Below are 10,730 nucleotides of genomic sequence, written 5' to 3'. Positions count from 1 at the left end.
TGGCGGCGCAGCGCCGGTTTCTGGTTGCCCAAATCCGTACAGCACCGCCCACAAACCTGGTTCCAGTTCAAGCGTGGCTACACCCAGGAGATTCGCCTGCGTGGCCCCGCCGATGGCGAGCCGCTACAGCCCTTCGGCTGGATTGTGCACACCCACAAGGCCAAGAGCGGCTGGCTGGAGCGCAGCGCCCTGTTCCGCGTGCTGGCCTGGCCGTACCTGTTCAAAAACTACAGCGTGGGTGACCTGGCCGAATTCCTGGAAATCTATGGCATTCCGCTGCGCCTGGGTAAATACCCGAGCGGCGCCACCCAGAAAGAAAAGCTCACCTTGATGCGCGCGCTGGCCATGATTGGCCACAACGCCGCCGGCATTATTCCCCAGGGCATGGATATTGAATTCCAGAAAGCCGCCGACGGTGACCCGGGTGCGTTCCAGTTGATGATGGAGTGGTGCGACAAGGCCCAGAGCAAAGCCATTCTCGGCGGTACGCTCACCAGCCAGGCGGACGGTGCCAGCAGCACCAACGCCCTGGGCAATGTGCACAACGAAGTGCGCAAAGAGCTGACCGATTCGGATGCCAAACAGATCCAGAAAACCCTGACCCGCGACCTGGTGTGGCCCATTGCGGTGCTGAACGGACTGGCCACCGAAGCCGACCGTTGCCCCTGCTTTGTGTTCGATACCAGCGAGCGGGAAGACATGGCGCAGTTCGCCAAGAGTGTGCCCGCGCTGGTGAACCTCGGCTTCCGTGTGCCGCGCCAGTGGGCCCACGAGCGTGTGGGCATTCCCGAGCCGGAAGATGACGAGGATATTCTGCAGCCGGTAAAACGCCTGGGTGCCAACCCGCCGCAACCGCCAGCGATGGCCACCGCCGCACTGAACCGGCAGCGCGAAGAGCGCACCATGGCGGATGACCTGGACGATGAAATGCAAACGGTGACCGACGAATGGATCGACCGGATCCGCGCCCTGGTGAACGACGCCGAGAGTCTGGATCAGGTGCGCGATGGCCTGCTGGCGCTGCTGCCGGAGATGGACATTGAGCGCTATGCCGATTTGATGGCAGAGGCACTGCGGGTGGCGGAGCTGACTGGGCGGGACGACATTATGGAGGAGGCCAACGGTGGCGCTGCGCGCACTTAATCTGCCGTTTCGCGAGCAGGCGGAGTTTCTGCGGCGCAAACTGAACATGACCACCGAGGCGTGGACGGATGTGTACGCCGCCGAGCACGACTACGCCTTTATGGTGGCCGGCGCCAACCGCAATGACCTGGTGGCGGATTTTCGCCAGGCGGTGGAGCGAGCCATCAACGATGGTGAAACGCTCGAGCAGTTCCGATCGCGTTTTGATGACATCGTAGCCCGCCACGGCTGGAGCTATAACGGCGGGCGCAACTGGCGCAGCCGCGTGATCTACGAGACCAACCTGAACACCACCTACATGGCAGGCCGCTACGAGCAGCTGATGGAGGTGCGCGAGCGCCGCCCCTATTGGCAGTACATTCACAGCGGCTCCGAAAATCCACGCCTGCAACACCAGGCGTGGGATGGAATGATTCTGCGCTGGGACGATCCCTGGTGGCGCACGAACATGCCCACCAATGGGTGGGGTTGCGGATGCCGTGTGCGGGCGCTGGGCGAGCGTGACCTGCAGCGCATGGGCCGCGACGGACCGGACGAAGCACCCGCGCTGAACTGGGAGGAGCGTGAGATTGGCCAGCGCAGCCCCGGTGGACCGCGCACCGTGCGCGTCCCCGAAGGGGTGGATCCGGGTTTCGAGTATCAGCCCGGCCGTTCGCGCCTGAACGGATTTATGCCGCCGCACGGCGGTGGCGGTGGTGGCCGCCCATCACCGGGCGGCGGCCCACTGGAAACCATGCCCGAACCGCGCACCCTCAATACCCAGTCGCTATTGCCGACCGACCGTGATACGGCGTTCTACGCCGGTGAATTCCTGCGCCGCTTCAATGCCGAAGACCGCCCCCAGATTGTTCGCGATCGCGCAGGCGATCACCTGGTGATCGGCAGCCACCTGCTGCGTGACCGCGACAGCCAGAGCATGACCCAACCGCTACCGCAACGCCCGGAGCTCACCGGAGCCCTGGCGGAAACCGTTCGGGCCCCGGATGAAATCTGGACCCGGCTGGAATGGTTTTCCGATATTGAAAAGGCGGTGGTGCGTCGACGGTTTGTTTCTCGCTTCGTACTGCCGGGCAACAACGAGCCCGTGCCTGTATGGTTCGACTGGGGCAGCAACGGCTGGGAAGCGGGCGCGGGTGATGACCTGATGCGCAGTCGCGTCGGTGAGCGCGTGTACGAGCGGAGGATTGGCTGATGGCTGACGGTGTACGCCTGGAGTTGGACAGCGACGCTGCGCTTGATGCCCTGCGTCGTGCGCTCGAAGTCACGACCAACCCACGCCCGATGTTGGCCAGCATTGGTGAGGGGTTGCTGGCCAGCACCGAAGATCGATTCCGGGATGAGCGTGCGCCGGACGGAACACCCTGGGCACCGCTGTCGCCATCCTACCGCCGAGTCAAACGCAAAAACGCCAACCGCATTCTATGGCTGGAAGGTCGGCTCGGTGGCTTTCTGCGTTACCAATTGGAGAGCGCCGCTGTGCTCGTCGGTTCTGACCAGGCGACGGCGGTGTGGCATCAGTTCGGTACCCGGCCATACACCATCACACCCAAATCCGGTAAAGCACTTTCGTGGCCGGGCGGACCTGGGCCGCGCAAAAAAGTGAGCCACCCCGGGTTACCCGCTCGCCCGTTTTTGGGGGTCAGCTCCGACGACGAAGAAATGATTGTCGAAGAGGCGATGGAAACCCTCCGCCAGGCGCTTTCCTGAGTAAAATAAAAACCCCGCCTGTAACGCCCTGTGTTGCGTTCTGAGTGCAGGCTATCCACTCGCTCGAATTTCCCGATGCAGGGCGTTTATAAATCCTCCCAGAAGCCACTCACGGCATCATTCCCCTGACTGACCCGGCACGAATGTAAAACCCCACCGATTTATATTTTTGCGCGCGCAAAAAGACTTCACCGGCCCCGCGCTTTAGTCTCTGGATAACGGCTTAACCAACACGCCACTAACCGAGAGACGCTATGCACCGCAAGATTCTGCCAATTGCCATTTGCTCCGCCACTCGCGCTGCCACCATTGCGTTGGCCGCATGCGCGTTTGAAGTGGCCGTGGGTGATGACGGACTGGCCACCGTGCAAGTGTTCCCCGCCGGAAAGTTCTACCCCGCCGATGGTCGCCCCATGACCACCGACGGCTGGACCATCAACCAGGCGCAAGCGGCCAAAGTGATAGAGCGTTTCCGCCAGCGCAAAACCCCGATGGTGATCGACTACGAACACCAGACCCTGCGCGCGGAAGACAACGGCCAACCTGCTCCGGCGGCGGCCTGGTTCAAAGAGTTGGAATGGCGCGAAGGCGAAGGCCTGTTCGCCACCATTGAGTTGACGGCCCGAGCCCGCGAGGCCGTGAACAATAAAGAGTATCTGTTTTTTTCACCGGTGCACCGCTACCACCCCAAAACCGGCGAGGTGATGGAGCTGGTAATGGGTGCGCTGACCAATAACCCCGCTATAGACGGCATGGAGGAATTATCCCTCCGTGCCGCCGCCACGTTCGGGGCAACCCTGGAGGATGAGACCGTGGACCTGCTGCAAAAACTACTGGCAAAGCTCGACCTGGATAAGAACACCACCGAGGAGCAGGCGTTGGCCGCTCTGAGTAAGCGCCTGGACGCTGACCCGCTCGTGGGTGTGAAAAAAGCCCTGGGCGAGAAAGACGACGCCGACGCCGCCACCGTGGTGGCCGCCTGCACCGCACTGAAAGCCAAAGCCGAACAGGGCGAGCCGGACCCGACCCAGTATGTGCCGGTGAGTGCGCTCAACAGCCTGAAGAGTGAAGTGGCCTCACTGAGCCAGCAGCTCAAGGGCCAGCAAGACCAGCAGCTCGAAAGCCTGATTGACGAAGCGCTTGAAGACGGCCGCTTGGTGAAGGGCATGGAAGACTGGGCGCGCGACCTGGGCAAGAAAGACATGGCCGCGCTGAATAAGTACCTGGAAACCAGCCAGCCCATTGCCGCCCTGCGCGGATCGCAAACCCGGGGCGAATCACCGGTGGATGAGGGCACCGGCCTCACCGAGGACGAACTGGCGGTGTGCAGCCGCATGGGCGTGAAGCCCGAAGATTTCAAGAAGTACAAAACCGACGGGACCGGCGCGGCGGCTTAACGGCCCCGCACCCGGTTGTGCTTTAACCCGAACCCTTAACGTAATTCAGGAGACGCCATCATGCCTCTGACCAATGACCGACTGATCAAGCGCCGTGACGGCGTCCAGTACAACGACCCGGTGGCTGCGGACACCGTCATCTATACCGGGGCGCTGGCTTGCCTGGACGCGAGCGGCAACGCCGTACCGGGCGCCACCGCCACCGACCTGACCGCTCGCGGTGTGTGTGAGGAGCGGGCGGACAACACCGGCGGCGCGGCAGGCGATATCTCAGCGCCCATTCGTGCCGGTGTGTTCAACTTCAAGAACAGTGCCGGTGCCGACGAAATCACCCGCGCCAACATCGGCAGCGATGCCTTCATTGTTGACGACGAAACCGTGGCACTGACCGACGGCACCAGCACCCGCTCCATCGCGGGCGAGATTGTGGACCTGGACGACGCCGGCGTGTGGGTGCGCGTCGGCGCATAACCGGCCCTTACGAACCGCGCAACACCGTTGCGCATAGCGAACAACCCGAACGGGAGCAGCAGACATGATTGTGAATCGCCAGAACCTGAGCATGGCCTACACCGGCTTTAAGGCCACCTTCCAGAACGCCTTTGATGGCGCTCCGGTGAACTACACCCAGATCACCACTGAGGTGCCCTCGGCCACCAGCTCAGAAGAGTATGCCTGGCTGGGCCAGACCACGCGCTTCCGCGAGTGGATCGGTGACCGCGTGATCCAGGCCATCAAGCAGCACGGCTACACCATCAAGAACAAGACCTGGGAAAACACCGTGGGTGTGCCCCGCGAGGCGTTCGAGGATGACCAGTACGGGATTTACACCCCGTTGATGGCGCAGCTCGGGCAGGACTCTCGCGAGCATCCGGACGAGTTGGTGTTTGCCCTGATGAAGCAAGGTGAGACCGAAGAGTGCTACGACGGCCAGCCCTTCTTCGATACCGACCACCCCGTGCTTGCTGCGGACGGAAGCGAAACCAGCGTGAGCAACCTCACCGATGGTGCAGAGACCGAGTGGTACCTGCTGGACACCTCGCGGGCCATTCGCCCCTTCATTTACCAGAACCGGAAGCCGTACAACTTCGTGATGAAGGACTCCGAGCAGGATGACAACGTGTTCCTGAAGAAAGAGTTCCTTTATGGCGTGGACGGCCGCAGTAACGTCGGCTTTGGTTTGTGGCAGCTGGCGCACAAGGCGAAGGTGGCGCTGACCGCTGACAACTTCAACAGCGTGTACGCCGCCATGAAGAGCATGAAAGGCGACAACGGCCGCCCGCTGAACATTCGACCCAACCTGCTGGTGGTGCCGCCCTCGCTGCGCGCCCAGGCACTGGAAGTGGTGAAGGCCGAGCGTGCCGCCAACGGCGCCACCAACATCAACCGCGACGTGGTGGATGTACTGGACACCAGCTGGTTGGCGTAAGCGAATAATCCACGCCGAGTAGGAAATCGGTCAGAAGCCGGGCGAAAAGGATTTGCCCTATCTCTTTAACGACTTTTATAGGAGGCCCCATGGCTGCCCGTAAAAACAACCCGAACGCCCAGGCGAAGGCCGGGACCGCCCAGGCGGCGAAGACCACCGCCGACGCGGAAAAGAAGGCTGCCCAGAGCGCCGAGCAAAAACCGGCCGGAAGCGAGCAGGCTGCCACCGATAAGGAACAGCAGGCTTCGGACCAAGGTGATACCACCACGATCCAACAGGTGCCCGCCACAGACGCCGAGCAGAAAGCCGCCGAAAAAGCGGCTGAGAATGGTGAGCCCACACCGGTGTTGATGATCCGCTCCACCCGCAAAGGTGGGCACCGTCGTGCCGGCATGCGCTGGACCCGCGAACCCATCGGCATTGAAGTGGCCGCGTTGACTGACGCCCAGCGCAAGCAATTGGAGCGCGACCCGAACCTGGTGGTGGAAGAAGCCGAGGTGGACCTCTAAGCCATGGACTACATCACCACCGAACAATTGGCGGAGCTGCCTGGGGCGCGTGAGCTGGCCCAGGTGGCGAGCCCTGCGCATCGCCCGGTGGTGGATTTCGAGCTTATGGAGGCGAGCCTGCGCAATGAGGATCGCACCGCCTGGGAGCCCGAAGAGATTGCCGATGCCGACGATGCCCTGGAGCGCATCACCGGTGCGGTGGAACAGGCCGAGAGCCTGATCAACGGCTTTTTGGCCCAGCGGCGTTACACCCTGCCGCTGAACCCGGTGCCCGGTTTGGTGACCGGCTGGACGCGGGACATCGCCCGCTACTACCTGCACAAAGACCGTATCAGCAGTGAGGGCACCGACCCGATCGTGCGCGCCTACAACGACGCCATGAAACTCCTGAGCCTGATCGAGCAGGGCAAGTTCAGCCTGGGCGCCGATGACCAGGTATTGAATTCGCCGGACTTTTTGGACGTGCGCTTTGACAGCGACCCCAAAGTGTTCAGCCGTGACCAGTTGAAGGGCTTTCGATGAGTTCCGCCCCTTTTGATACGGCCCCGGTAATTGCCCGGGTGCGTGAGCAGGTGACCGCCCTGCGCGCAGTAGAAGGTGCCGCCAGCTTTGCGGCGGTGCAGAACCTGAGAGATTTTGTAGTACCCGGCGCCTATGTGGTGCTGACCCGCGAACGACCGGACAACCAGGAGCCGCGCGGCGGACGCCAGCGAGCCATTGTGACCCTGGGTGTGGTGGTGGCCGTGCGCAACTACCGGGATGTGACCGGGGGCGAACTGAAAGACGCCCTGAACCCGATTTTGAATGGCGTGCGCAATGCGCTGATTGGCTGGACCCCACCCGAGCAAGGGGCGCGCCCCATGAAGTGGGCCGGGGGCGATGTGATCGACTACGACGACAACACCCTGCTGTGGGGTGATGTGTTCCAAACCCAACACTTTATAGGAGCGGCCTGATGACCACCCAAAAGAAAGCCACCGCAAAACCCGTTGAGCGCGAGGAAGTGACCCTGATCGACCGGCACACCCATGGCGGTGAGCCCAAGAAAAAGGGCGACAAGATCCGCGTGACGCCGCGCCAGAAGCAATGGCTGATTGACCGTAAAAAGGTGGCCGGGCCCGCCGACTGATCGGCCCACCACCGAAACCGAACGACACTTAGAGCAAGCACCGACACGAGGGCGACGCCATGTTATTTTCATTCCAGGGCAAGATTTGGCTGGCCACCCGCACCAGCGCTGGCAAGTTTGAGAAGCAGGTGTGGGTGGGCAACGCGCCCACTTTGCAGCTGCAAATGAGCACCGAAAACGCCACCATGATGGAAAGCTACAGCGGTAACCGCAACCAGATTGGTGATCTGGACCTGGGCAAAACTGCCACGGTCAATATGACCCTGACCGATTGGACACCGGAGAACCTGGCGCTGGGCTTTTACGGCGAACAGGTCGATCTGCCCACCGACACCGTGACGGACGAAGCGCTGCCGACCAGCATTGTGGCCGGTGAAGTAATTCGCCTGGATAACAACTTCGTCAGCGACGTGGTGCTGGAGGCCAATGCCGTACCGCTGGTGGAAGGGACCGACTACCGCATCGAAAGTGCGGCCGCTGGCCTGATCGAGTTCCTGGCGGATCAGGCCGACCCGGTAACCGCGGATTATTCGGCAGCCGCTGCCAACGCCGTAACTATGTTCACCACCCGCCCGCAGGAGCGCTGGTTGCTACTCGATGGCATCAACACCGACAACAACGAGCCGGTGGTGTTGGAGCTGTACCGGGTGAAGTTCCGCCCCTTTGGTGACACCAACTTGATCACCAACGAATATGGTGAGCTCCCCCTGGAAGGCTCCGCGCTGTTTGATCAGCTGAACGCCGCCAACAGCAACCTCGGTGGCTTTGGTCGCACCCTGCAGCAGGCCGATGCGTAATGGCCAAGCGAGTGGATAAAAAGCCCGCCCAGGACTCCGCCCCCGACGGGGCGGACGACCTGGCCATTCTGCACCCCGAGCACACCCTGACCGTGGGCGGTGAGAAGGTCACCGTGCGCGAATACGGCTTTGTGGAAGGACTGCGCCTGCGCCCCAAATACCAGCCGCTGCTGGATGCGCTGTACGACATTATGGTGGGTGAGCGTGCGCCGGAGCTGGATGCGGTAGAGGCCGTGCTGGCCGAGCAGCTCGACACCACGCTGGACCTGATTGCCGTGGCCGCCGATGTGGACCGTTCCTTTATTGAAGATCTGAGCAACGAGGATGGCCAGCGCCTGATGGATGCCTGGTGGGCAGTGAACAGCCCCTTTTTTTTGCGCAGCGTATTCAAACGCGCCGCCCAGGAAAGAGCGCTAAGCCGGCACGCTGGAGCGACATCTACCACTGCCTCATCGAGCACGGGCACGACCCGGACCGAATCGGGCAATACACCCAGCGGCAAATCCTCCTCTACTACGCAGCCGCCAGTCGCGCCCAAAACCGGAAACGAAGCGACGCCATCCGAGCGGTGAATCTCGGCTTTAACGGTGGCAAGAAAGTCAACGAAGCCCTCAAAGAACTGGAAAAATACAGCTAGCCCCCGCGTTACTCTCCTCGGCTCTGGTTGAGCCCTTTAGCCCGGCATGTCCGGGCTTTCTTTTGCGTGCGCAAAATTACAACTGACCCCCGCGCGCGCGATACTGCCTTGGCAATACACCCCTGACGAGACCGCCATGGCTGACCTGAACCTCGCACTGCGCGTACGCGCCGACCTGAACAACGCCCAGCGCAACCTGCAGCGCCTGGAGCGTGAGCTGGACGATACCGGTAAAGCGGCGAACCGTGCCGGCACGGGCATGGACCGGATGGGTCGTGGTGTTGGTCGCTTGCGTACCCTGCTGGCCACCCTCGGCGGTGGCTTGCTGGTGCGCCAGATTGTGCGCTCGGCGGATGCCGTGACCAACCTGCGCAGCCAGTTAAGGTTGGTCACCGACAGCCAGGAAGAGCTTAACGAAGTGTTTGATGCGACCTACGCGCTGGCGCAGGACACGCGACAGGAGCTCGGCTCCACTGTAAACCTATACGCTCGCCTGGCCCGCTCCACCGATCAACTGGAGCTCAGCAACCAGGATCTGCTCACCGTCACCCGCGCCATTAACCAGTCCTTCATCGTCAGTGGCGCCGGCGCTCAAGAAGCGGCGGCGGCGACCCTTCAGCTTTCCCAGGGCATGGCCAGCGGCACGTTGCGCGGTGAGGAACTGAATTCCGTTCTGGAAAACAGCCCCAGGTTGGCCCGCGCCATTGCCGATGGACTGGGTGTGACGATTGGAGAGCTTCGCGCCCTTGGCGAGCAGGGGCGCCTGACTACCGAGGTTGTCACGCAGGCATTACTGAGGACTGCCGACACCATTGATGCGGAATTCCAGCGTATGCCGCGTACCGTTGGTCAGGCACTTCAGCAGCTGCGTAATGATCTACTCGTGACCTTCGGAGAAGCCGATACCGGTCCACTGGTGGAGGGCATTGATGAGCTGCGGGATATCGTCACCGACCCGGAGTTTCAACGGAGCGTTATCACGCTTGCCAACGGCTTTCTAAAGCTGGTGGGGCAGGCTGGCGAGCTGGTTGAGGCGTTGGAGTTTCTGAGCCAGTGGAGTGGTCTTGCCTCTCCTGACGAAACCAACCTAAGAGACCTGCGCCAGCTCGAAAGCTCTATTCTTGACGCACTGAACAGTGGCCCATTGAGCCGCATCAAGTTCTTCGGACCTGGTGGGGTGGTTGAGTATTACGACGAAGCCGAGCTCCGTCAGGAGCTTGCGGATGTTCAGTCCCGCATCCAGCGAGCGATGGATGTGCAGAACATCAGCCGCACTATCGACAACCCCATAGCAAACGCGACCGGCGCTCTCGGGCAGCAACTCAATGCAGACCGGAACAGCCGGCCTATTCAGCTTGGAGACGGCGGCGACTCAGAAAGCGAGGCTGAAAAGGCCGCAAAAGATCGAGAGAAGTTCGTCGCCCAACTCGAACGCGAAGCGGACCTGTTCGAAGCCACCGCCGAAGCCACCCGCCGCTATGAAATCGAGCAGATGAAACTCTCCGGCACTTTGCTGGAGCGAGCTAATGCAGCGGACGAAGCCCTACGCAAACAGGAAGCGCTGAAGCAGCAGGCCGAGGATGATGCGGAGATTGCCTCACTCCAGGTGCGCCTGCTGCGCGCCCAGGGCAACGAAGCGGCCGCTGCGGAGGCCGAGCTGGAGCAACGCTACGGCGCACTGCTGGAACGGCTGGAAACCCGGGGTGACGAGAGCGGTGCCCGCACCGTGCGCAACCTGATGGACCTGGAGCTGCTGCGCTCGCGCTTGAGCGAAGCGGAAGCCGCCATCGACGACACCCTGGGCCGCATGGCCCGCGAGGAGCAGAGCATTGAGGTGCAGCGCTCCACCGGTGCCATCAGTGAGGTGGAGGCACGCGAGCGACTGCTGGAGCTGCACCGGGAGACGGCCAATGTGCTTGAAGAGCAGCGCCCGCTGCTCGAAGAGCTGGCGCAACAACCGGGCCAAGTGGGTGAAGCCGCCC

The 10,730-nt window shown here is 62.1% G+C and carries 13 protein-coding genes; all 13 read left to right on the top strand.

Translation table 11 applies throughout. The annotated features are described in order from the left end of the window. Positions 1-1,143: DUF935 domain-containing protein (locus B3187_RS10140; RefSeq protein ID WP_286806206.1), on the top strand; the 1,143-nt coding region annotated here is incomplete at its 5' end. Continuing rightward, complete coding sequence (locus B3187_RS10135; RefSeq protein WP_286806205.1) at positions 1,124-2,335, top strand: phage minor head protein; 1,212 nt, start codon at positions 1,124-1,126, stop codon at positions 2,333-2,335. The genes B3187_RS10140 and B3187_RS10135, both read left to right, overlap by 20 nt. Further along, positions 2,335-2,850, top strand: coding sequence for a phage virion morphogenesis protein (locus tag B3187_RS10130; RefSeq protein ID WP_286806204.1), 516 nt, complete (start codon positions 2,335-2,337; stop codon positions 2,848-2,850). The genes B3187_RS10135 and B3187_RS10130 overlap by 1 nt, the downstream gene beginning before the upstream one ends. 254 nt (positions 2,851-3,104) lie before the next feature. Continuing rightward, entirely contained in the window at positions 3,105-4,247 is a 1,143-nt protein-coding gene (locus tag B3187_RS10125; protein ID WP_286806203.1) for a phage protease, read from the top strand. Between the two features lie 60 nt (positions 4,248-4,307). Further along, entirely contained in the window at positions 4,308-4,718 is a 411-nt protein-coding gene (locus B3187_RS10120) for a hypothetical protein (protein WP_286806202.1), read from the top strand. Between the two features lie 64 nt (positions 4,719-4,782). Continuing rightward, positions 4,783-5,676, top strand: coding sequence for a Mu-like prophage major head subunit gpT family protein (locus B3187_RS10115; RefSeq protein ID WP_286806201.1), 894 nt, complete (start codon positions 4,783-4,785; stop codon positions 5,674-5,676). 89 nt (positions 5,677-5,765) lie between these two features. Further along, positions 5,766-6,185, top strand: coding sequence for an HI1506-related protein (locus tag B3187_RS10110; RefSeq protein ID WP_286806200.1), 420 nt, complete (start codon positions 5,766-5,768; stop codon positions 6,183-6,185). Positions 6,186-6,188: 3 nt separating this feature from the next. Further along, positions 6,189-6,707 carry a gp436 family protein gene (locus B3187_RS10105; protein ID WP_286806199.1) on the top strand — a complete coding sequence of 173 codons (519 nt, stop codon included), beginning with the start codon at positions 6,189-6,191 and terminating at the stop codon, positions 6,705-6,707. Then, positions 6,704-7,141, top strand: a complete 438-nt coding sequence (locus B3187_RS10100) for a phage tail terminator protein (protein ID WP_286806198.1) — start codon at positions 6,704-6,706, stop codon at positions 7,139-7,141. The genes B3187_RS10105 and B3187_RS10100 overlap by 4 nt, the downstream gene beginning before the upstream one ends. Next, the gene (locus tag B3187_RS10095) at positions 7,141-7,314 is read left to right on the top strand and encodes a DUF7210 family protein (protein WP_286806197.1); all 174 of its coding nucleotides are present in this window, start codon (positions 7,141-7,143) and stop codon (positions 7,312-7,314) included. The genes B3187_RS10100 and B3187_RS10095 overlap by 1 nt, the downstream gene beginning before the upstream one ends. 59 nt (positions 7,315-7,373) lie before the next feature. Beyond that, positions 7,374-8,111 (top strand): hypothetical protein, encoded by a 738-nt coding sequence (locus tag B3187_RS10090; RefSeq protein WP_286806196.1) that lies wholly within the window; start codon positions 7,374-7,376, stop codon positions 8,109-8,111. Continuing rightward, on the top strand, positions 8,111-8,683 hold the full coding sequence (locus B3187_RS10085; protein WP_286806195.1) for a DUF6631 family protein: 573 nt from the start codon (positions 8,111-8,113) through the stop codon (positions 8,681-8,683). Before B3187_RS10090 ends, B3187_RS10085 begins: the two co-directional genes overlap by 1 nt. Positions 8,684-8,884: 201 nt before the next feature. Further along, a partial coding sequence (locus B3187_RS10080; protein WP_286806194.1) for a tape measure protein occupies positions 8,885-10,730 on the top strand: 1,846 nt, incomplete at its 3' end.

This window comes from Marinimicrobium sp. UBA4209 (genome assembly GCF_002381585.1).
Classification (GTDB): domain Bacteria; phylum Pseudomonadota; class Gammaproteobacteria; order Pseudomonadales; family Cellvibrionaceae; genus Marinimicrobium; species Marinimicrobium koreense.
Note: the sequence above shows the minus strand (reverse complement) of the source record. Positions and strands in the feature narration are given on the sequence as shown.

Excerpts from the sequence above, each read along its gene's own strand:
- B3187_RS10105 (WP_286806199.1), top strand. The coding sequence starts at position 6,189 with ATGGACTACATCACCACCGAACAATTGGCGGAGCTGCCTGGGGCGCGT.
- B3187_RS10100 (WP_286806198.1), top strand. The coding sequence starts at position 6,704 with ATGAGTTCCGCCCCTTTTGATACGGCCCCGGTAATTGCCCGGGTGCGT.
- B3187_RS10085 (WP_286806195.1), top strand. The coding sequence starts at position 8,111 with ATGGCCAAGCGAGTGGATAAAAAGCCCGCCCAGGACTCCGCCCCCGAC.
- B3187_RS10090 (WP_286806196.1), top strand. The coding sequence starts at position 7,374 with ATGTTATTTTCATTCCAGGGCAAGATTTGGCTGGCCACCCGCACCAGC.
- B3187_RS10125 (WP_286806203.1), top strand. The coding sequence starts at position 3,105 with ATGCACCGCAAGATTCTGCCAATTGCCATTTGCTCCGCCACTCGCGCT.
- B3187_RS10110 (WP_286806200.1), top strand. The coding sequence starts at position 5,766 with ATGGCTGCCCGTAAAAACAACCCGAACGCCCAGGCGAAGGCCGGGACC.
- B3187_RS10130 (WP_286806204.1), top strand. The coding sequence starts at position 2,335 with ATGGCTGACGGTGTACGCCTGGAGTTGGACAGCGACGCTGCGCTTGAT.
- B3187_RS10115 (WP_286806201.1), top strand. The coding sequence starts at position 4,783 with ATGATTGTGAATCGCCAGAACCTGAGCATGGCCTACACCGGCTTTAAG.
- B3187_RS10120 (WP_286806202.1), top strand. The coding sequence starts at position 4,308 with ATGCCTCTGACCAATGACCGACTGATCAAGCGCCGTGACGGCGTCCAG.
- B3187_RS10095 (WP_286806197.1), top strand. The coding sequence starts at position 7,141 with ATGACCACCCAAAAGAAAGCCACCGCAAAACCCGTTGAGCGCGAGGAA.